The organism is Ensifer sp. R1-3 (assembly GCF_056739175.1).
Genome location: NZ_CP096515.1, coordinates 3,604,779 through 3,626,112, shown reverse-complemented (window position 1 = coordinate 3,626,112; position 21,334 = coordinate 3,604,779). Strand labels below are relative to the sequence as shown.

19 protein-coding genes are annotated in these 21,334 nt (G+C 63.0%); 7 read left to right on the top strand and 12 right to left on the bottom strand.

Annotated features, from left to right (window positions below; translation table 11 throughout):
* Positions 1 to 41: 41 nt before the first annotated feature.
* Together ptsP and M1D43_RS17160 are read right to left on the bottom strand one after the other, a co-directional pair.
* On the bottom strand, positions 42 to 2,309 hold the full coding sequence (gene ptsP / locus M1D43_RS17165) for a phosphoenolpyruvate--protein phosphotransferase (protein ID WP_003533522.1): 2,268 nt from the start codon (positions 2,307 to 2,309) through the stop codon (positions 42 to 44).
* Positions 2,310 to 2,499: 190 nt separating this feature from the next.
* Complete coding sequence (locus tag M1D43_RS17160; RefSeq protein WP_003533520.1) at positions 2,500 to 3,774, bottom strand: aspartate kinase; 1,275 nt, start codon at positions 3,772 to 3,774, stop codon at positions 2,500 to 2,502.
* A gap of 611 nt (positions 3,775 to 4,385) precedes the next feature.
* Here M1D43_RS17160 and M1D43_RS17155 point away from each other — a divergent pair.
* From M1D43_RS17155 to ubiG, 3 genes are all read left to right on the top strand, one after another.
* Complete coding sequence (locus tag M1D43_RS17155) at positions 4,386 to 5,906, top strand: ABC-F family ATP-binding cassette domain-containing protein (RefSeq protein WP_153314499.1); 1,521 nt, start codon at positions 4,386 to 4,388, stop codon at positions 5,904 to 5,906.
* Between the two features lie 91 nt (positions 5,907 to 5,997).
* Positions 5,998 to 6,543, top strand: coding sequence for a dihydrofolate reductase family protein (locus M1D43_RS17150; protein WP_153314497.1), 546 nt, complete (start codon positions 5,998 to 6,000; stop codon positions 6,541 to 6,543).
* A gap of 149 nt (positions 6,544 to 6,692) precedes the next feature.
* Positions 6,693 to 7,439, top strand: a complete 747-nt coding sequence (gene ubiG / locus M1D43_RS17145) for a bifunctional 2-polyprenyl-6-hydroxyphenol methylase/3-demethylubiquinol 3-O-methyltransferase UbiG (protein WP_027993544.1) — start codon at positions 6,693 to 6,695, stop codon at positions 7,437 to 7,439.
* A 12-nt stretch (positions 7,440 to 7,451) separates the two neighbouring features.
* On the opposite strand, the gene M1D43_RS17140 is transcribed toward ubiG, so the two are convergent.
* The 4 genes from M1D43_RS17140 to M1D43_RS17125 all read right to left on the bottom strand — a co-directional run bounded on the left by M1D43_RS17140 (position 7,452) and on the right by M1D43_RS17125 (position 9,883).
* On the bottom strand, positions 7,452 to 7,880 hold the full coding sequence (locus tag M1D43_RS17140) for a DUF1178 family protein (RefSeq protein WP_010970077.1): 429 nt from the start codon (positions 7,878 to 7,880) through the stop codon (positions 7,452 to 7,454).
* Positions 7,877 to 8,734: a carbon-nitrogen hydrolase family protein gene (locus tag M1D43_RS17135; protein ID WP_153314495.1), complete on the bottom strand. Its 858-nt coding sequence runs from the start codon at positions 8,732 to 8,734 to the stop codon at positions 7,877 to 7,879. Before M1D43_RS17135 ends, M1D43_RS17140 begins: the two co-directional genes overlap by 4 nt.
* Before the next feature lie 96 nt (positions 8,735 to 8,830).
* Positions 8,831 to 9,088, bottom strand: coding sequence for a glutaredoxin 3 (gene grxC / locus M1D43_RS17130; RefSeq protein ID WP_003533511.1), 258 nt, complete (start codon positions 9,086 to 9,088; stop codon positions 8,831 to 8,833).
* Between the two features lie 48 nt (positions 9,089 to 9,136).
* Positions 9,137 to 9,883 carry a ComF family protein gene (locus M1D43_RS17125; protein WP_127598272.1) on the bottom strand — a complete coding sequence of 249 codons (747 nt, stop codon included), beginning with the start codon at positions 9,881 to 9,883 and terminating at the stop codon, positions 9,137 to 9,139.
* Positions 9,884 to 10,077: 194 nt separating this feature from the next.
* On the opposite strand from M1D43_RS17125, the gene M1D43_RS17120 reads away from it, so the two are divergent.
* On the top strand, positions 10,078 to 10,974 hold the full coding sequence (locus M1D43_RS17120; RefSeq protein ID WP_107608316.1) for a methyltransferase domain-containing protein: 897 nt from the start codon (positions 10,078 to 10,080) through the stop codon (positions 10,972 to 10,974).
* Positions 10,975 to 10,983: 9 nt separating this feature from the next.
* Here M1D43_RS17120 and M1D43_RS17115 read toward each other — a convergent pair whose 3' ends face one another.
* From M1D43_RS17115 to M1D43_RS17090, 6 genes are all read right to left on the bottom strand, one after another.
* Positions 10,984 to 11,157, bottom strand: coding sequence for a Flp family type IVb pilin (locus tag M1D43_RS17115; RefSeq protein WP_010970082.1), 174 nt, complete (start codon positions 11,155 to 11,157; stop codon positions 10,984 to 10,986).
* Positions 11,158 to 11,234: 77 nt separating this feature from the next.
* A complete protein-coding gene (locus tag M1D43_RS17110) occupies positions 11,235 to 11,555 on the bottom strand; it encodes a hypothetical protein (protein ID WP_003533504.1) in 321 nt (106 codons plus the stop codon).
* Positions 11,556 to 11,835: 280 nt separating this feature from the next.
* Positions 11,836 to 12,243, bottom strand: a complete 408-nt coding sequence (gene mutT / locus M1D43_RS17105; RefSeq protein WP_153314493.1) for an 8-oxo-dGTP diphosphatase MutT — start codon at positions 12,241 to 12,243, stop codon at positions 11,836 to 11,838.
* Between the two features lie 5 nt (positions 12,244 to 12,248).
* A complete protein-coding gene (locus tag M1D43_RS17100) occupies positions 12,249 to 13,067 on the bottom strand; it encodes a GNAT family N-acetyltransferase (protein WP_003533502.1) in 819 nt (272 codons plus the stop codon).
* Positions 13,068 to 13,143: 76 nt separating this feature from the next.
* Positions 13,144 to 14,385, bottom strand: a complete 1,242-nt coding sequence (gene argJ, locus M1D43_RS17095; protein WP_015007936.1) for a bifunctional glutamate N-acetyltransferase/amino-acid acetyltransferase ArgJ — start codon at positions 14,383 to 14,385, stop codon at positions 13,144 to 13,146.
* A gap of 160 nt (positions 14,386 to 14,545) precedes the next feature.
* Positions 14,546 to 15,400 (bottom strand): peptidylprolyl isomerase, encoded by an 855-nt coding sequence (locus M1D43_RS17090; protein WP_010970085.1) that lies wholly within the window; start codon positions 15,398 to 15,400, stop codon positions 14,546 to 14,548.
* Positions 15,401 to 15,645: 245 nt separating this feature from the next.
* On the opposite strand from M1D43_RS17090, the gene secA reads away from it, so the two are divergent.
* From secA to M1D43_RS17075, 3 genes are all read left to right on the top strand, one after another.
* On the top strand, positions 15,646 to 18,357 hold the full coding sequence (secA, locus tag M1D43_RS17085) for a preprotein translocase subunit SecA (protein ID WP_153314491.1): 2,712 nt from the start codon (positions 15,646 to 15,648) through the stop codon (positions 18,355 to 18,357).
* 232 nt (positions 18,358 to 18,589) lie between these two features.
* A complete protein-coding gene (gene cml, locus M1D43_RS17080) occupies positions 18,590 to 19,789 on the top strand; it encodes a CmlA/FloR family chloramphenicol efflux MFS transporter (RefSeq protein ID WP_153314489.1) in 1,200 nt (399 codons plus the stop codon).
* A gap of 153 nt (positions 19,790 to 19,942) precedes the next feature.
* The gene (locus M1D43_RS17075) at positions 19,943 to 21,331 is read left to right on the top strand and encodes a lipopolysaccharide biosynthesis protein (protein WP_192923480.1); all 1,389 of its coding nucleotides are present in this window, start codon (positions 19,943 to 19,945) and stop codon (positions 21,329 to 21,331) included.
* Positions 21,332 to 21,334: the final 3 nt, after the last annotated feature.

Sequence of the window (21,334 nt, the reverse complement as noted above, 5' to 3'; positions counted from 1 at the left end):
CGGATCGTGTCCGGACGGAGACGAGAGCCCTCTTGTTCAATCTAAACCGGTATGCCGTTCGCCGCAGCGAAATCGACCAGGAGCTGGCGGATCGACGTGTCGGATTTGACGTCGTCGAGCGCTGCCTCGAGGAGTTCGTTGAGCCTGCCGGCATCGAGCGCCAGGAGCATTGCCTTGACCGGTCCGACAGCCGTCGGCGACATCGAAACCGACCGGAAGCCGAGCCCGAGCAACGCCATGGCCGAAAGCGGTTTGCTTGCCATCTCGCCGCAAAGCGTCACCGGCGTATTGTTGCGCTCGCCGGCCCGAACGATCTCCCGGAGAATCCGCAGGAACGGCCGGCCGAGAATGTCGAAACGTTCGGAAACACGGGCATTGCCGCGGTCGACCGCCATGGCGAACTGGAAGAGATCGTTCGAGCCGACCGAAACGAAATCGACTTCGGCCATCAGTTCGTCGAGCTGCCAAAGCAGCGCCGGCACTTCCAGCATCGCCCCGAACTGCAGCTTGCGCGGCAATTGTTCGCCGAGCTTCGATTGGCGCTCAATCTCCTTCTGCAGGAGTTCTCGCGCGCTCTTCAGCTCCGCGACTTCCGTCACCATCGGCAGCATCATCTTGAGTTCGGCGCCGGCCGTCGCCCTCAGCATTGCCCGGAACTGGGTACGCAGCAGACCCGGCCGATCGAGCGACAGCCTGATGGCGCGCCAGCCGAGGGCGGGGTTCTCCTCTTCCGCGGCACGGAAATAGGGTACGACCTTGTCGCCGCCGATATCCAGCGTCCGGAAGGTGACCGGCTTCCCCGCCGTCTGCTTCATGACGTTGCGATAAAAGGCTTCCTGCTCCTCGGCCTTGGGCATGGTTGAAGCGATCATGAATTGCAGTTCGGTCCGGAAGAGACCGATACCTTCGGCACCCGCCTCGTTCAGATGGGGCAAGTCGACCAGCAGCCCGGCATTCATCTGCAACGTAATGCGCTTGCCGTCCTTCGTCAGCGGCTCGACATCCCGGAGAGCGCGGAACTGCGCCTGCCTGCGCGCACGGAAGCGCACTTTCTCCTCGTAAGCGCGCTGCAGATCGGCCATCGGCCGCAGATGCACCTTCGCATCGTCGCCGTCGACGATGATCGCATCGCGGTTTTCGGCGAGCGCCACTGCCCCCGCCGCCTGGCCGACCACCGGAATGCCCATGGCGCGGGCGACGATGACCACATGGCTGGTGACCGCCCCCTCCTCCAGCACGAGGCCGCGCACGTTCTCGCGCGGATAGTCGAGCAACTCCGCGGCACCCATGGCTCGCGCGACGACGATCGCGTCATTCGGGAAATCGGCAGCCGAAAGCTTGGCGCCATAACCCGAAAGCTGGCGCAACAGCCGGTTCGCAAGATCGTCGAAATCGTGCATCCGCTCGCGCAGATACGGATCGGTCAGCCGGATCATCCGCGCCTTGGTCTCGCTCTGCACCCGCTCCACGGCCGCTTCCGCCGTCAGGCCGTTGCGGATCGCCTCCTCGAGCTTTCTCACCCAGCCGCGGTCATGGGCGAACATGCGGTAGGTCTCGAGCACCGCGCGGTGTTCGCCTTCCATCGAAACGTCGCGGCGCGACAGCATGTCGTCGATGGAGATGCGCAGCGAGCCGAGCGCCTCCGCAAGCCGCTGCAGTTCGTGCTCCGTGTCCTCGTTGAGCAGATTGGTGACGACGATGCGCGGCTCATGCAGGACGACGTAACCGAGCCCGATGCCTTCGCCGTAGCTGTTGCCCTCGATCGTCACCGGGCGGGACAGATCGAGCTCGAGCCCGGGTTTGGTGATCTTCTTGAGCTCGCCGGTCGCGACCATCTCGGCGAGCACCATAGCGGTCGTTTCCAGCGCCTCGACCTCGTCCTCGCGATAGTTGCGCTGCGCCTTGTTCTGCACGACGAGGACGCCGAGCGCGCGTCCCGTGCGCAGGATCGGAACGCCAAGGAAAGAGTGATAGATCTCTTCACCCGTCTCCGGCAGGTAGGTGAAGGCGGGGTGCGACTGGGCATCGGAGAGATTGAGCGGCCGTGCCGAAGCGGCGATCGTACCGACGAGACCCTGTCCCATCTTCAATTGCGCCAGGTGCACCGCCGTCTTGTTCAGACCTTCGGTCGCGTAAAGTTCGAGCACGCCATCGGAGCGCAGCACGTAAACCGAGCACACTTCCGCAACCATGTTCTGCGCAATCTGGCGAACGATCCGGTCAAGGCGCTCCTGCGGCTCGAGCGGTTCCGCCATGAGCTCGCGCAACCGCTTGAGGAGAACGCGCGGACCTGCGGAAAGGTCTCTCATCGCGTGGGGTCTCCTGAATAAGAATAAACGTCGGGCCCATGCGGGACGCCGCGGCCTCTGCATGCATCCTCGAAGCGAAATCGATCCGAGGACAAGACCATGCAGCAGTTCCAATCACTACAGCGACGTCTTCCGTGTCTTTTCAGACGCGCGGCGCCGGGTCGCGAATCCCAAATCAAATGCCTGCCGTTTAACTCTTATCCAGACCGTAGACGGAATGCAAAGTGCGAACGGCCAATTCGGCGTAAGGTCCGTCGATCAGGATGGAGATCTTGATTTCGGAGGTGGTGATCGCCTTGATGTTGATCCCCTTGTCGGCAAGTGCCCGGAACGCGGAAGCGGCGACGCCCGCATGGCTGCGCATTCCGATGCCGATCACCGAGACCTTGACGAGGCCCGACTCCGACTGAATGACGTCATAGCCGATCTTTTCCTTGTTATCGCCCAGAACCCTGAGGGCCTTGTCGACGTCGCCGGACGGCACGGTGAAGGTCATATCGGTCTTCGAGCCGTCTTCCGAAATGTTCTGGACGATCATGTCGACATTGATGTGGGCTTCCGCAAGCGGCCCGAAGATCGCGGCGGAAACGCCCGGCCGGTCGGCCAGGCGGCGCAGCGAGATCTGTGCTTCATCCTTGGCATAGGCGATGCCGGTTACGACTTCCTGTTCCACGATCTCATCCTCATCACAAATCAGCGTTCCGGGCGGGTTCATGAGATCACCCATGCCCGGCGCATCGGGATCCTCGAAAGAAGAACGCACGAATGTGCGTACCTTGTGCACCATGGCGAGCTCGACCGAGCGTACCTGCAGCACCTTGGCGCCGAGAGACGCCATTTCCAGCATTTCCTCGAAGGCGATCTTCTTCAATCGCCGGGCCTTCGGCTCAATGCGCGGGTCGGTCGTGTAGACGCCGTCGACGTCGGTGTAGATGTCGCAGCGATCGGCCTTGACGGCGGCTGCGATTGCGACGGCGGAGGTGTCCGAGCCGCCGCGGCCGAGCGTCGCCAGGCGGTTGTCCGGACCGAGACCCTGGAAGCCGGCGACGACCGCCACCTGACCCTCGCCCATGCGTCGGATGACATCGGCGCCGTCGATTTCGAGAATGCGGGCCGCACCATGGGCGTTGTCGGTCTTGATCGGCAACTGCCAGCCCTGCCACGAGCGGGCGTTGATGCCCATCGACTGCAGCGCGATCGCAAGCAGGCCGGAGGTCACCTGTTCGCCTGAGGCGACGACCGCGTCATATTCGCGCGCATCGTAGAAGGGGGCGTTCGAGCCCGCGACCTTCGGCATGTTTTCGACCCAGCCGACCAGCTCGTTGGTCTTGCCGGACATGGCGGAAACGACGACAGCAACCTCATGGCCGGCATCGACTTCGCGTTTCACATGGCGGGCGACATTGTGGATGCGGTTCAAATCTGCGACGGAGGTCCCGCCGAATTTCATCACGATGCGTGCCATTTCGCCTCTACCGTAACAACATGTTTGCGCGCCTGCCACAGCGACCTTGGAGCGTCCAAAAAGACGCGCGGCGCCGTAGACGCGACAGGAAAACGCCCCCGCCGGCGCCTGACGATCAAAAAGCTTGAGGAGACTTCTCGGACATCAGCAAGTCGCCGCCTCGGGGAGCGGAAAGTCGCGGCGTCTCTTAGCGGATCAGGGGGCCGCGTGCAATGGGAGGGCCAGGAAGACTTCTCCCTTACCCGGCACGCTTTTCCACTATGAAGACCACGGCAGGCCGCGCGCCAATCCGGCGTGGCGATCGCCCCTAGATTGCAAAGGCGAGCGTTCAGTGCTATCGGTTTCGTACAATTCAGCATGAAAGGGGGGCTGCGCGTGATGACATACTTCCGGCACCACCGCCAGCGTGGCCCCGTCTCCGCCCTGCAAATGCGTTTGCAGGGCTGACCAGAGACATCCCTCTTTATTCTTCCTGGTCTGCCCAGTCGTCATGCGGCGCTAAACCCAACGGGTTTGGAGCGCATCGCATATCGTCACCAATCCCGGCAGCAACGGCCGAACGACGCGCGCCGCGTCGGGCCTGAGCCGCTCGGGCAGTCCAGAGAACGACAATGGCCTTGATCACCATCAGAAATCTCGGTGTCACATTAGGTGCGCCGCTCTTTTCGCAACTCGACCTTGCTGTCTCGCCGGGCGACCGTATCGGCATCGTCGCCGCCAATGGCAGGGGGAAATCCACCCTGCTGAAATGCATCGCCGGAGCGCTTGACGCGACGGCCGGAGACATCAGCCGCTCGCGAGGCCTGCGCGTCGGCTATGTCGAACAGACCGTCCCGGCTGGCCGATCCGACATTCCGTTCCATGACGCCGTCCGGCAGGCATTGCCGGACGAACAAGCCGAAACGGAGGCCTGGCGGATCGATGTTGCCCTGGACTCGCTCGACGTGCCGCCGGTTCTGCGCCAGCTGCCGATCGGAAGGTTGAGCGGCGGCTGGCAAAGATTGGCGCTGCTTGTCCGCGTCTTCGTCACCGATCCGGATGCGCTGCTGTTGGACGAGCCGACGAACCATCTGGATCTTGAAAAAATCTTGCGGCTGGAGACGTGGCTCGCAAGCCTTCCGCGTGAGATGCCCGTACTGATCGCAAGCCATGACCGTGCGTTTCTCGATGCGACCACGAACCGGACGTTGTTTCTGCGAGCGGAGCAGTCGCGCACGTTTTCGCTGCCCTATTCGCCGGCGCGAAAGGCGCTGGACGAGATCGACGCTTCGGACGAACGACGCTACCAGAAGGACATGAAGACGGCGCAGCAGCTTCGCCGCCAGGCGGCCAAGCTTAACAATATCGGCATCAACTCCGGCAGCGATCTTCTGACGATAAAGACGAAGCAGATTCGCCAGAGAGCCGCACGGCTGGAGGATGCTGCACGCCCCGCCTTTCAGGAGCGATCGTCCGGCGCGATCCGTCTTGCCAATCGCGGCACGCATGCCAAGGTTCTGATCACGCTCGACGATGCGGCGGTCGAAACGCCGCAAGGCACCCTGCTGTTCCGGACTGGCAAGCACTGGGTCTGCCAGGGTGATCGGGTCGTTCTCCTCGGTCGCAACGGCGCCGGCAAGTCGCGGCTCGTCAACCTGATCAGGACTGCGATCGCGGACCCGGAGAAGTCGGCGGCATCGATCAAAGCGACACCGTCACTGGCGCTTGGCTATAGCGATCAGGCGCTTGCCGAGCTCGCGGACGATGAGACTCCGCTTGCTGCGATAATCCGGCGCTTCGAGGTCGGCGACCAACGCGCGCGCGCCCTGCTTGCGGGGGCCGGTCTCGGGGTCAACCTGCAGGCTCGCCCGGTCGGAGTTCTCTCCGGCGGGCAGAAGTCCCGGTTGGCAATGCTGGTACTGAGGCTCACCAATCCGAACTTTTATCTCCTCGACGAGCCAACCAACCATCTCGATATCGAGGGTCAGGAGGCATTGGAATCGGAGTTGATGGCTCAGCAGGCGAGTTGCCTCCTGGTGTCGCACGACCGAAGTTTCGTGCGCGCAGTCGGCAACCGCTTCTGGCTGATCGAGAACCGGCGGCTGCTGGAGGTCGACGACCCCGAGCGCTTCTTCACCGCCCCTCCTGATTGATATCAAAATAAAACCGATTGCAAATACGCATCGGTTTTGCCATTCTGTCGCTCTGAGAGGGCGTGAGCCTCTGTGAACAGGAGGAAGGACAATGCGCAAAGTCATCATGTGGGACATGGTCAGTGTCGACGGGTTTTTCGAAGCTCCGGGGCATGACATCGGCTGGTTCGTTTTTGAAGAGGAACTCGACGCCTATATCCGCGAGACGCAGTTCGAGGCCGGCACACTGCTCTTCGGCCGCACCACCTACGAACTCATGGCCGCCTATTGGCCCTCGTCCCGGGATCATATCGCCGCCTTCATGAACGGGGTCGAGAAATACGTCTTCTCCAGGACGCTCAGGAGTGCCGACTGGAACAACACGACCCTCGTTTCCGGCGATGCCGCCGACGAGGTCAGGCGCCTGAAAGAACGCGAAGGCGGCGCGATCTTCATCTTCGGCAGCGCCGATTTCGCTTCGGCGCTGATCGCTCAAGGACTCGTCGATGAATACCGTCTCGGCATCAATCCGGTGCTGCTCGGCAAGGGCACGCCCCTCTTTCAGAACGTTCCAGAGCGGACGAAGCTTGATCTCACTCATGTCCGCCCTCTGAAGTCCGGCGTCGTCATCCTGCATTACCGGCCGGAAACGGCGTGAGCGACCGGGACCCGTCAACCGCCAGACGAGCCTCAGGCCCTTGACATCCCCCTTAGATCGTCCGACTTCAGAATCGGAATGAAGAGTACAGCGCTCTTTGCGCCCTGATCGAGACGCGTGGCGCTGAGGGACGAGGCAAGGAGGCTCTGATGAGCGAGACGGCGCGCACGACGATCGACCAGAGCGAGGTGGACCGCTTCTCGGCCATGGCGGCCGAATGGTGGGATCCGACCGGCAAGTTCCGCCCGCTGCACAAATTCAATCCTGTGCGCCTCACCTATATCCGCGACAAGGTCTCGGAGCATTTCGGCCGCGATCCGAAGAGCCGGCAGCCGCTTGAGGGGCTGCGAGTCCTTGATATCGGCTGCGGCGGCGGACTCCTTTCCGAGCCGATGGCCCGGATGGGAGCGGACGTCGTCGGGGCCGACGCCTCGGAAAAGAACATCGGCATCGCCAGAACGCATGCGGCCGGCAGCGGCGTCAGCGTCGATTATCGCGCCGTCACGGCGGAGGCCCTTGCCGAAGCCGGCGAGAGCTTCGACGTCGTTTTGAACATGGAAGTGGTCGAGCATGTCGCAGACGTCGAATTCTTCATGACGACCTGTGCGCATATGGTGCGCCCGGGCGGCCTGATGTTCGTCGCCACAATCAACCGCACACTGAAAGCCGCAGCACTCGCGATCTTCGCGGCCGAAAACGTGCTGCGCTGGCTGCCCCGCGGCACCCACCAATACGACAAACTGGTTCGGCCGGACGAGTTGGAAAGTCCGCTCGAGGCGAGCGGCATGGAGATTGCCGACCGCACCGGCGTCTTCTTCAATCCGCTGGCCAACCAGTGGAACCTGTCGAGGGATATGGACGTCAATTACATGATCGTGGCGAAACGGCCGATCTGAGCCCTGTCGTCGTCAGTTCGTGTCGTCCGGCAGCACCGGCAGCGGGGCGATCTCGATTCCCTCTTCGATGAGGGCAATCGCCTCTTCCGCGGTCGCCTTGCCGATCAGCCCGCGCTGGTCGGCTTCGCCGTAATGAATCTTGCGCGCCTCGTCCGGGAAGCGCTCGCCGACGTCTTCCGCGTTTTCGCGAATCGACTTCACCAGCTCCTTGAGCTTGGCAACCGTTTCCTTCTGGGCCTGGTCCATTACCAGTTCGCGGCGTGCTTCCTTCTTGCGCGCCGTGGAGACGGCAGGTGCCATCAGCTGCTTGCTGACGGAATCGGAACCGCAACTGGGACAGGTGACCAGGCGCCGGGCGACCTGGCGGTCGAAATCGTCGCTCGAAGAGAACCAGCCCTCGAAGGCGTGGCCCTTGTCACAGGCAAGATTGTAATGGATCAAGCTGCAGCGCCTCCTTTTCCCACCGGAACCACCTCATCCAACACGAAGCTGCGCGCGTTCCTGAGGTTGGGAACCTTGGCGCGCGCCGCGTGCACCGCCGCCACATCGATCTCGGCGACGATGATCTCCTCGCCGGTCGGTCCGGCTTCGGCCAGCACCCTGCCCCAGGGATCGATGATCATCGAGTGGCCGAAGGTCTCCCGGCCATCCTCATGCGTGCCCGCTTGGGCGGCGGCAATAACGAAGAGCCCGTTTTCGATGGCCCGGGCGCGCAGCAGGATTTCCCAATGCGCCTCGCCGGTCTGGCGCGTGAACGCCGCCGGCACCGACATGATCTCGGCTCCCGCCACGGCCTGCTGGCGGAAAAGCTCGGGGAAGCGCACATCGTAGCAGATCGAAAAACCGAGCTTGCCGAAGGGAAGATCGGCAGTACGGGCGGTATTACCCGGATGATAAGCGGCGCTCTCGCGCCAGCTTTCGCCATTCTCCAGATCCACGTCGAACATGTGGATCTTGTCGTAATCACAGATCTTCGCGCCGTCAGGCCCGAACAGGAAGCCGCGATTGGCAATCTTTCCATCCGCGCGCGCGATCGGTGTCGAGCCGACATGCAGGTGGAGCCCGAGCTCGCGGGCAAGTCGGGATGCCTCGCGAACGACGACGTCGTTCTCCCCATCCTTCAACACCGACCGCAAACCCGTCCGGTCGCGCTGAACCGCTCCGGTCATCTCCGGCGTCTGGACATAGGTTGCGCCCCGCGAAGCCGCTTCGCGCACCAGCTTCGCCATCGTCTCCGCATTTCTTGCGGGATCGACACCGGAGCACATCTGGACGGCGGCAGCCTTGAACGTCATCGCCTTCTTTCTCCCAAGCGGAACTTTGGATCAAACCGATCCGGCATCGCAGCATTCATCTCTTTCGGATGGAAAGGCCAGTCGTGGCATTTCACTTCAGGCCGCGAGCAGATCGTCGAGCTTGCCGGCACGATCGAGCGCATGCAGATCGTCGCAGCCGCCGACGGGAACATCGTTGATGATGATTTGCGGGAAGGTCCTGCCGCCCCTGGATTTTTCGATCATCTCCTGGCGAAGTTCAGGTGCATAAGTGGCGTCATACTCGGTGAAGTCGACGCCCTTGCTTTCCAGAAGTTTCTTCGCCCTCGTGCAATAGCCGCAGAACTGACGCGTATAAATGACGACCGAAGCCATGGTCTCCAACTGCTCCTTCACCGGCATCGATCGCCGGACATCTTCTTGTCATATAGGACCGGACATGGCCCTTGCAAAGGTCAAAACCGTGACGTCTCCGGCGCCCGCACGCTTCAGCGCCCGGGTCGCGGCGGCGACGGTCGCGCCGGTCGTATAGACGTCGTCGACGAGAACGATGCGCTTGCCCGCGAGTTCCCGCTTCGCGCCTTCGGGTACTGCGAAGGCGCCGCGGACATTGTCCTCGCGTGCCCTGGCCCCGAGTCCGACCTGCCGGCTCGTGCGCTTGATGCGGCGAAGGACATCCGGCCGATAGGCTCTTGCGGAACGCTCGGCAATGACGCGTGCAAGCTCCGCCGCCTGATTGAACTTGCGTCTCCAGAGGCGGAGCGCATGGAGCGGAACCGGCACGATCATGTCCGCCGCTGCCACGGCACCGTCGCCGGCGCGGATCATCCACTCCGCCATCATGGGTGCAAGGTCGGTGCGATCACGGTATTTCAGGCCATGCACGAGGTCGCGGACGATCCCTTCGTGAACGGCCACCGATCGCAGCCTGTCGAAGACCGGAGGATTGGCGATGGCCTCGGGCGAAACCGCGCTCTCGCCCGGATCGTAGGCGAAGGGCAAGCCCAGGACCTCGCAATAGGGCCGCTCGATGAACGGCATGCCTGCCCAGCAGGAAGCGCAGACGGCATGGGCATATCCGGTCAGCCGGCCGCATCCCGAGCAGACTGGCGGAAAGACGAGATCGACCGCCTGGGCCGAAATCCGGCGGAGGATGCCCACCCAATCCATCGCCCAGTTTTCCTGCCCGCCCGGTTTCATGCGCTTGACTTAATTCGTGTTGCTGTCTGTCGCGTTAGACCCTAACTGAGCAGAGGACGGAGGGTGCAGCAAGTTTTAATGCGCTGCAGCGGCCTCTGCGCGTCCGATAAGACGCGCGGCGCTGCAGGGTTTCTGTCGCACCCCGCGATTTCGGAGAGACTGTCGTGGAAATCATCTTTGACCAGAGCCTCGTCGAGGCGCACCGCCGGCGCGCGCTGCGCCAGGGCGACGAGAAGGCAGGCTTCCTGCTCGACATCGTCGCACAGGAACTTGCCGAGCGCGTAAGCGTCGTCGAACGGCAGTTCGAAACGGCCATGGAGCTGCACGGCTATACGGGTGCCGCCGCGCGCAGCCTTGCCACGACCGGCAAGGTCGGCGCGATCGAGCGGGTGGAAACCGACAGCGCCTTCGGTTCGGCCGGCGAGCCGGTGACGGAGGCGCCTCTGGAGCGCATCCCGGCCGAACCGGCGTCGCTCAATCTCCTTGTGTCGCCCCTGTCGCTCCATCTCACCAACGATACGCCCGGCGTCTTCATCCAGGCGCGCCGCGTGCTGAAGCCCGACGGATTGTTCCTTGCCGCAATACCCGGCAGCGGCACGCTGCAGGAGCTGCGCGAGGCGCTTCTCGCAGCCGAGGCGGAACTGACGGGCGGGGCGAGCCCCCGGGTGATCCCCTTCGCCGACGTGCGCGACATGGGAGCCCTTCTGCAGCGGGCGGGCTTTGCGCTGCCGGTGGCGGATACCGAGACCTACACCGTCCGCTACGATTCGCTTTTCGGCCTCATCCGCGACTTGCGCGCAATGGGCATGACGAACCCGCTCGCTTCGCGCAATCGCAAGCCGATGCCGCGGCGCTTCTTTCTCAGAGCCGCAGAAATCTACGCGCAGCGATTCTCCGATCCGGACGGGCGCATCCGCGCGACCTTCTCGATCATTTATCTTTCGGGCTGGGCGCCGCACGAGAGTCAGCAGAAGCCGCTCAAACCCGGCTCGGCGAAGCAGAGACTGTCCGACGCGCTTGGCGCGAGCGAGCACAAGCTCAAGGATGAAGGCGAGCCGTGATCCAGGCTCTTAGATCCAGGCTGCCTCGATCGTGTTGGTGACGAAGGTCAGCATGCCGAGCAGTGCGCCGGAGAAATTCTGCAGACCGATGAGAAGGCCGACCGAGATCAGCGCGGCCAGGAGTCCGTATTCCACCGCCGTAGCGCCGTCGTGGTCTCGAAGCAGGCGTCTCAGCGTTTCCATTGGTCCTCCAGCCGCTCAGGACGTGCGTAGTTTCAAAAGATTGAAGCTCAGCGTCGCCTTTCGGCGCTCCGCTGCGCTCAGCATCCACTCCTGCTGCCATCGGCATCGATGATGCAGACGGCACCCGGCATCTCCTGAAGCACGCTGCGCCGAACGGTGTAGCGCTTGGCCGTACCGCCCGAGGGTATGGAGCCCGTCGAGATGTTGTCATAGTCGATCGGCGTGTTCGCAAGCATTCGCTTGTCGCTTTTGGACGACAGCATCGGCGTAAGGATGAGCGTCAGCGCAATGACCGCCGTGCCGAACAGCAGCGACAGATTGAGCACGCCTGTCCGGCGGGACTGGCTCGTCACCAGATCCTTGTCCTGAACCGTCCTCCAGAAATCCTCGTCCACCATCCCAGCCTCATGAAACACGTAAAGAGCGGCGGGCGAAGCACCCTTCCCAAAGCCTCGTCCTGACCACAACTGCCCGAAAACGGCGCCGTCGAGGTGACGCGCGCCGGAACTGACCCCATCATGCCCCGAGGTTGATAAACGTTCGATTAACGAATTATCGAATTTAGCGGGATTGCGCGCCCAGGGCGAAGTTCTTCACCGCTCTGTTAGGCGTTTCACTGATTCATTGAAACAGCCCTTCCGCACGTAAAAACGTTATACGCTTTTCCTGGACGTGCTCCTAAAGCAAATCCATCAGGAACGGGATCAGCGGCTCGTCGGCGGGCGGCATGGCGTAGTCGCGCAACGCCTTCGGGCGCACCCACTTGATCGCCTGGCCTTCGCGGCCTTCGGCAAACCCCTCGTAGCGACGGCAGATGTAAAGCGGCATCAGGAGGTGAAAGTCGTCGTAGCCGTGGCTCGCGAATGTCAGCGGCGCGAGGCAGGCGACTTTGGTGCGGATGCCGAGCTCCTCTTCGAGCTCGCGGATCAACGTCTCCTCCGGGGTCTCGCCGCTCTCGACCTTGCCGCCCGGGAACTCCCACAGGCCCGCGAGAGGCTTGCCTTCCGGGCGTTGCGCCAGCAGAACGCGTCCATCGGCATCGACGAGCGCGCAGGCGGCAACGAGCACGATCTTCTTACCCTCCATGTCCGTCAGACCTTCGGCGTTCGATAGAGATAGCGGTAGACCTCGGTGAAACCGGCCTTGCGATAAAGCTCGATCGCAGCCCCGTTGTCGGCCTCCACCTGCAACCAGGCCTTCTTTGCGCCCTTGAGACGTGCCCAACGGAGCGAGGCGTCGAGGAGCGCACTGCCGACCCCTCGCCGGCGAACCGCTTCGGCAACCGCGAACTGCATGATGCCGGCAAGATCATTGTCGTGCACGACGAGCGACACCGCCGTCGGCCCGATCTTTCGGTCCTCGAACAGGAACAGGCCGCATTCGGGCTTGATGGCGTTGATGATCCCGGTCAGCGCCTGCTTGGCTTCCGGAGGATCCCTGCCGATCAGGATGCGGGCATCCACGAAACGGCCGACATCCTTGATCGGCAGATGGTCGATGCCTTCGCTGAAATCGCGCTCCGCCAGGTCGAGCGCCAGAACCAGACTGTGCGCGAACGACGTCCAGCCCTCGCCATCCATATGGTCGATCATCTTCGGCGGCGTCAGCGGCGTCTGGCGAACCGTGAGCGAGCGGCCCGATTCGGCAAAAAGCCTGCGCGCCTTCTCCAACCGGATGGCTATGTCGCGATAGTCGGACGGATCGAGCGGGTTGACGGAATTCAGGCGCTTGGAAGGGTGCCCCGCCGTCAGACGGATAAGCCAGCTGCCGTCATATTGCACCGACGAGGCCGGCCAGGCGCGAAAACCCACTGCTTCCAGCCGCCGCACGCTCGGTAGGTCGACCGCGACCGTTTCCCCGTTCCCCGCCCCGTCGCCGGGCGGCTCTCTGCCGTTCGATGTCATGTCCATAGCCTTGAATGCTGCGGGGCCGGAAAGAGCGCGCGGCTTTCCGGCCGCAACCCGCTCTCTCAACTCCTCGACCGTATCAGCTTCTGTAGTCGCCGTTGATTTCGACATATTCCTTGGTCAGGTCGCAGGTATAGACCGTGGCGCGGCCCGAACCCAGACCGATATCGACGCGGATCGGAATGGTCTCGCCCTGCATGACCGCAGTCGCGGCCGCTTCCGAATAGGCCGGATCGCGCTCGCCCTCGACTGCGACGCGGATATCGCCGAACCAGATCGCCAGCCGGTCGCGCTCGGCCATCTCTCCCGACTTGCCGACGGCCATGACGACGCGCCCCCAATTGGCGTCCTCGCCCGCAACCGCCGTTTTGACGAGCGGCGAATTGGCTATCGAAAGTGCGATACGTTTGGCGGCGGCATCGTTTTCCGCGCCCTCGACCGTCACCTCGACCATCTTGCGCGCGCCCTCGCCGTCGCGCACGACCTGCAACGCCAGATCACGCAGCAGATCGTCGAGCGCGGCGCGGAACCCGTCGAGACGCGGGTCGGCCGCGTCCTCGACCGTCGCCTGGCCATCGCCTGCCGCCGCACCGGTCGCAAACAGCATCAGCGTGTCGGAGGTGGACGTGTCGCTGTCGACCGTCACCGAATTGAAGGTGGGTTCGACGCCTGCCTGAAGCAGTGCCTGAAGCGCCGCCGGGGCAATGTCCGCATCGGTGACGACGAAGGACAGCATGGTCGCCATGTCGGGCGCGATCATCCCGGCGCCCTTGGCGATCCCGTTGATCGCGACCTTGACACCGCCGATCTCGGCGCTGCGGGTGGCAACCTTCGGATAGGTATCGGTCGTCATGATCGCTTTGGCCGCTTCGAACCAGAAGTCCTGGGTGGCGGACGCGGCAAGCTTGTCGAGAACACCGGCGAACTTGGTGGCGTCGAGCGGCTCGCCGATGACGCCCGTCGACGCCAGGAAGACCTCCGCCTCGCTGCAGCCGACGGCCTTTGCCGCGGCCTCGGCCGTGAGCCTGGTCGCCTCCCTGCCCTTCTTGCCGGTGAACGCGTTGGCATTGCCCGAGTTGACGACGACGGCGCGCGCAATGCCGCCCGGCAGGTTCTGCCGGCAATGATCGACCGGAGCGGAGGGGCACTTCGACCGCGTGAACACGCCGGCCACGGATGCCGGCCGGTCGAAGAGCATCATCAGCACGTCGGTCCGGTTCTTATACTTGATCCCTGCGGCAGCGGTCGCCATGCGTACGCCGCGAAGGGCCGGCATTTCGGCAAAGGTTTTCGGAGCAAGCGGAGAGACGGAACCGGACATGGGATTGAACCTGCTTTTCAGAAGCCTCGGATGTTGTGCGAAATGCCCGAACGGCATTCAGCCGTCGGGCATCCGGATCTTTGAAGGCAGAGCGGAGCAAATGCGAGCGACCTCAGCCTCCGCTCGGGGCGCGCCTCACGAAGGGGCCGCCCGACCGTAATTACTTGGTTTCCTGGGGCTTGCCGGCCTCGTCATAGGCCTTCTTGAGCGCCGGATCGGAGATTTCGACCGCAGTGCTCTCCTTCGCGGAATTCAGAAGCTCGAGGTACTTGTCACGCATGACGAGCTGGCGAACCTGCGGCTCGACCTGTTCGAGCGTCGGCGGAGCCTGGGGACGCTTGTCCTCGATGAGGATCACATGGAAGCCGAACTGCGTCTTGACCGGCGTCTTCGTATAGGCGCCCTTTTCGAGCGCGAAGGCGGCCGTCTCGAATTCAGGCACCATGCGGCCCTTGGTGAAGTAGCCGAGATCGCCGCCCTCTTCCTTGTTCGGGTCGGTGGACTTGGCCTTCGCAAGATCGGCGAAGTTCTTGCCCGCATCGAGCTCCTTGATGACGTCCTTCGCCTCGTCTTCGGTCTTGACGAGGATATGGCGGGCCTTGACCTCTTCCTGCGGCGGAATCGCTGCGACTTCCTTGTCGTAGCGCGCCTTCACTTCTTCGGAAGTTACGGCATCGACCACGTGCTTCTTGAAGAATGCGTTGTGCAATTCGCGTTCGGTCAGGAAGGCGACGCGCTGCTTGAACGCCTCGTCGTTCTGAAGTCCTTCCTTCTCGGCGTCCTTCAAAAGAAGCTTGACGTCGATGACGGCCGAAAGTGCTGCCGCGCGCTTCTGTTCGTCGGGCATCCGCTGGAGCTGCGGATCGAGGCTCGTGATTGCGAGATCAAGTTCCGACTGGCGGATTTCCTGGTCGCCGACTTTCGCGATGACCGGATCGGTCCCTTCGGCGCGGGCGACACCCGCCGCGATCATCGCGACCAGTGCCGCGGCCGCAAGGGTCTTGTATCTAGACATGTTTCTAACCTTTCACCATTGGCCGCCAGCGCGATTGCCTCCGGCCCCGAGGGGCTGCACAACAACCAGAATGTGGCGGTTCTGTAGCCGTCCGGCCGTGCAAGTGCGTTGACATAATCCGACCCCCCTCTTATCTGTCACGCAACCTCGCGTCCAGAACAGTTTCCGGGCGTTTCGCGGCGTGACGCGGTTTTTCGACCGCGCGCCTGAAACCCCAGGCGACAAATAAGGAAAGGACCATTTGCATGGTCAGTCTCGGCGGCTTTGCCCGCAAGTTGTTTGGTTCCGCCAACGATCGCCGCGTCCGCGGCTACAAGGGACGGGTGGACGCCATCAATGCTCTCGAAGCCGAAATGAAGGCGCTGAGCGACGAGGCCTTGGCGGCGAAGACGGCGGAATTTCGCCGTGAGCTCGCCGATGGCAAGACCCTGGACGATATTCTCGTGCCGGCCTTTGCGGTCGTTCGCGAGGCTGCGCTCCGCGTCCTCGGGCTGCGCCCCTTCGACGTCCAGCTGATCGGCGGCATGATCCTGCACGAGCGCGCCATCGCGGAAATGAAGACCGGTGAAGGCAAGACGCTCGTCGCAACCCTTCCCGTCTATCTCAATGCGCTCGCCGGCAAGGGCGTGCATGTCGTCACCGTCAACGACTATCTCGCCCAGCGCGACGCCGGCATGATGGGCCGCATCTACGGCTTCCTGGGCATGACCACCGGCGTCATCGTCCACGGTCTTTCCGACGAGCAACGCCGCGACGCCTATGCCTGCGACGTTACCTATGCGACGAACAACGAGCTCGGCTTCGACTATCTCCGCGACAACATGAAGTACGAGCGCGGGCAGATGGTCCAGCGCGGCCACTTCTTCGCCATCGTCGACGAAGTCGACTCGATCCTGGTGGACGAGGCGCGCACGCCGCTCATCATCTCCGGCCCGCTCGACGACCGCTCCGATCTCTACAACACCATCAACGAATTCATTCCGCTCCTGTCGCCGGAAGACTATGAAATCGACGAGAAGCAGCGCTCGGCCAACTTCTCGGAAGAAGGCACCGAGAAGCTCGAAAACATGCTGCGCGAGGCCGGCCTGTTGAAGGGCGAATCGCTCTACGACATCGAGAACGTGGCGATCGTTCACCACGTCAACAACGCCTTGAAGGCCCACAAACTCTTCACCCGCGACAAGGACTATATCGTACGCAACGGCGAGATCGTCATCATCGACGAGTTTACCGGACGCATGATGCCCGGCCGCCGCTATTCCGAAGGCCAGCACCAGGCGCTCGAAGCCAAGGAAAAGGTGCAGATCCAGCCCGAGAACCAGACGCTCGCCTCGATCACCTTCCAGAACTATTTCCGCATGTACGACAAACTTGCGGGCATGACCGGTACGGCAGCGACGGAAGCGGAGGAATTCGGCAACATCTACGGCCTCGAAGTTCTCGAGGTGCCGACCAACCTGCCGATCAAGCGCATCGACGAGGACGACGAGGTCTATCGCACCGTCGGCGAAAAATTCAAGGCGATCATCGACGAGATCAAATCCGCCCATGAGCGCGGCCAGCCGATGCTCGTCGGCACCACCTCCATCGAGAAGTCAGAACTTCTCGCCGATATGCTGAAGAAGAGCGGCTTCTCCAAGTTCCAGGTGCTGAACGCCCGCTATCACGAACAGGAAGCCTATATCGTCGCGCAGGCCGGTGTCCCCGGCGCGGTCACGATCGCCACCAACATGGCCGGCCGCGGCACCGACATCCAGCTCGGCGGCAACCCCGACATGCGCATCCAGCAGGAGCTGGCCGATGTCGAGCCCGGGCCGGGGCGCGAGGCGCGCGAAAAGGCGATCCGCGAAGAGGTCCAGAAACTCAAGGAAAAGGCGCTTGCCGCCGGCGGGCTCTACGTCCTGGCCACCGAACGGCACGAAAGCCGGCGCATCGACAACCAGCTGCGTGGCCGCTCGGGCCGCCAGGGCGACCCGGGCCGCTCGAAGTTCTACCTGTCGCTTCAGGACGATCTGATGCGCATCTTCGGCTCCGACCGCATGGACGGAATGCTGCAGAAGCTCGGCCTGAAGGAAGGCGAGGCGATCGTCCATCCCTGGATCAACAAGGCGCTCGAACGCGCCCAGAAGAAGGTCGAGGCGCGCAACTTCGACATCCGCAAGAATCTCCTCAAGTACGACGATGTGCTCAACGACCAGCGCAAGGTCATCTTCGAGCAGCGCATCGAACTGATGGACGCGGAGAGCGTCACCGATACGGTGACCGACATGCGCAACGAAGTGATCGAGGAAATCGTCGCCAAGCGCATCCCGGAGCGGGCCTATGCCGAAAAATGGGATGCCGAGGGGCTGAAGGCCGACGTCCAGCAGTATTTCAATCTCGACCTGCCAATCGCCGAATGGGTCGCCGAAGAAGGCATCGCCGAGGACGATATCCGCGAGCGCATCACCGCCGCAGTGGACAAGGCGGCTGCCGAGCGCGCGGAGCGTTTCGGCCCCGAAATCATGCAATATGTCGAGCGCTCGGTCGTTCTCCAGACGCTCGACCATCTCTGGCGCGAGCATATCGTCAACCTCGACCACCTGCGGTCGGTCATCGGCTTCCGCGGCTACGCCCAGCGCGATCCGCTGCAGGAATACAAGTCCGAGGCTTTCGAGCTCTTCCAGGCCCTCCTCGGCAATCTGCGCCAGGCGGTCACGGCGCAGCTGATGCGGGTCGAACTGGTCCGCGAGGCACCGGAGGAACCGCAGCCGCTGCCGCCGATGCAGGCGCATCATATCGATCCCCTGACAGGCGAGGACGACTTCGCGCAGGCCGGCGAGACGCTGCTGGCGGTCGCCCCTGCGAACCGCGATCCGGCCGACCCTTCCACCTGGGGCAAGGTCGCACGCAACGAAGCCTGCCCCTGCGGCTCGGGCAAGAAATACAAGCATTGCCACGGCATTTACGAAGCCTGACCGCACGGCGCTGCGCGTCCCGTCGGGCGCGCGGACGATTGTCGGTCTGCCACTGACATGGCAGGCAACTTCACCTCAAGATGTGCACGGAGCCGTAGCATGGGAGCTCAAAAGTCGTCGGACAAGTAAGCCGCAACAACGCTTTCCTTGTTGTTGCGGCGTCTGTCGAGCCGACCCCCGTGCCGAAGGCAGACCGCCGCCGAATGTTCCTCATTTGAGCGGATGTCTTTCCATGCCTACAAAAAACCATGTCTGGCGCTATTCGCTGCCGGCAGCGCTGCTGCTGATGGCGCCCTTCGATATCCTCGCCTCTCTGGCCATGGATATTTATCTCCCGATCGTTCCTGCGATGCCCGGTATTCTCGGCACCAGCCCTGCCGTGGTCCAGCTCACGCTGAGCCTCTATATGGCTATGCTCGGCCTCGGCCAGATCGTCTTCGGACCCGTCTCCGACCGCATCGGACGACGGCCAGTCCTGATCGGCGGAGCGATGCTGTTCGCCGCGGCATCGTTCTGCCTCGCGGCTTCCTCCAGCGCCATCCCTTTCGTCGCCTTCCGCTTCCTGCAGGCGGTTGGCGCATCTGCGGCTTTGGTGGCCACCTTTGCAACGATCCGGGATGTATATGCCGACCGCCCGGAAAGCGTGGTCATCTACAGCCTGTTCAGTTCCATTCTGGCTTTCGTTCCCGCTTTGGGGCCGATAGCCGGTGCCATGCTGGCGGAGAGGTTCGGATGGCGCTGGATCTTCGTTACGCTGGGTGCATTAGCCATAATCGCGCTGCTGCAGGCACTGCCTCGCTGGCATGAATCCCGCCCTTCGGCGGCAGCGCTGTCGCGGCACGCATTCGGCCCCCTTTTCCGCAGCCTCGCCTTCTGGACCTATACCCTCGGCTTCAGCGCCGCCATGGGCACGTTCTTCGTGTTCTTTTCCACCTCGCCGCGCGTGCTGATCGACAAGGCAGGATATTCGGAGCTGCAGTTCAGCCTCGCCTTTGCAACTGTAGCAATCGTGATGATCATCACGGCGCGCTTTGCCGAGCGGTTCGTCTCCCGATGGGGAACTTCGGGCAGCCTCCTGCGGGGCATGTGCATGTTGCTTCTCGGGGCAGCGCTCCTGATTGCCGGGGAAACGTTCGGCGTCCCTTCGTCCTGGACCTTCGTCATGCCGATGTGGGTGATGGCGGTCGGCATCGTCTTCACCGTATCGGTGACCGCAAACGGCGCTCTCGAGGATTTTGGAGACATGGCGGGTTCGGCGGTCGCAGTCTATTTCTGCGTCCAAAGCCTCATTGTCGGGACGGCGGGGACACTGCTCGTGATCGGACTGCCCGGCGACAGCGCGTGGCCGCTTGTCGTCTATGCCTCGATTATGGCCGTTGTCGTGCTGATCGCGCGCCGGCAGTTGCATTCCAGAAGGCATGCGCAGGCATGATTGAAGAGGAAGTCGGGCAAGAGCCCGGCTTCCCCGCTCTCAAGCGAGGGTGCTGAACCCTTTGTTAACGCTGATCTGACAGAAGTGAAGCCCAGTATTGCGTAATGTCAGGGTGTCCTCGTGTTCATGGCGGTATGTCAATCGGCCGGACGAATGCTGCCGTCGGCGCTGAGATATCGCCTGCCTCGTCTCCTGCACGGCCTCGCGCCGCTTCTTGCGGGGGACGATCCCAGGAACCGTGCACAGCGCGTGGCGCTCATCGCCTTTCTGATCCGCATCGTCAGCGCAGCCATCGCCTTCGTCTCGCAAATCGTCCTTGCGCGCCTCGTCGGCGAGTTCGAATACGGCATCTTCATTTTCGTTTGGGTGCTGGTCGTCCTCTTCGGAAACCTGTCCTGCCTCGGCTTCCATGCGACCGTGATCCGCTTTCTGCCGGAATACCATACGACCGCCGCGCTTGCGAATATCCGCGGCCTGACCACGACGGCGCGCGTCTTTGCGATGCTTTCCGCGACCGTGCTCGCCGCCGTCGGCGGAGCCGGCCTCTGGCTCTTCGGCTCCGCCATCGAAAGCTACTATGTGATTCCCCTCTATCTCGGCCTGTTCACCTTGCCGATGATCGCGCTCGGCGATGTACTGGACGGCACCGCGCGGGCGCATAGCTGGCCCATCGTCGCGATGAGCCCGACCTATCTCGTGCGGCCGCTGCTGATCCTCGGTTTCATGGTCATCGCGATCGCCGCCGGGCTTCCGCGCGACGCGACGACAGCCATGGGCGCTGCGCTGGCGGCGGCCTATGTCACCACGCTCGGACAATTCGTGACGATGGCATGGCGGCTCGGCCGCCATTACGTGCGCGGACCGATGAAGATCGAGCTCGGGCGGTGGCTCAGCGTCTCCCTTCCCATTTTTTTGGTCGACGGTTTCGGGTTCCTGCTCACCAATTCCGACGTCGTCATCGTGGGCCTCTATCTGAAACCCGACGATGTGGCGGTTTATTTTGCGGCGGCCAAGACCATGGCACTCGTCCATTTCGTCATGTTCGCCGTCAAGGCAGCGGCAGGTCCGCGTTTCTCCGCGGCAATGGCCGCAGGCGACCGCCGGCAGCTGGCGGAAATCGCTGTCGAAAGCGCGCGCTGGTCCTTCTGGCCGTCCCTGGTGATCGGCGGCTGCGTACTCGCAGCCGGCAACATGCTGCTTTCGCTGTTTGGCCCGGCCTTCACCACCGGCGCCCCCTTGATGGCGATCCTGCTGACGGGAATTCTCGCCAAGGCATTTGTCGGGCCGGCCGAAACGCTGCTCACGATGGCGGGGCGGCAAAAGCTCTGCGTCCTGCTCTATGCGGCTGCACTCGGAGCCAACATCGCCTTGAACGTGACACTCATCCCGGTCTTCGGCCTGACGGGCGCAGCTGCCGCCACTGCGGGCGCGATGTTCGTGGAGGCAGCCATCCTGCATTTCGCCGTCAGGCGCACTTTCGGCTTTCCCCTGCTGGCCGTTGCCGGCGCGGGGCGCATGAACAACAAGAACGAGGCGATTTGAGCC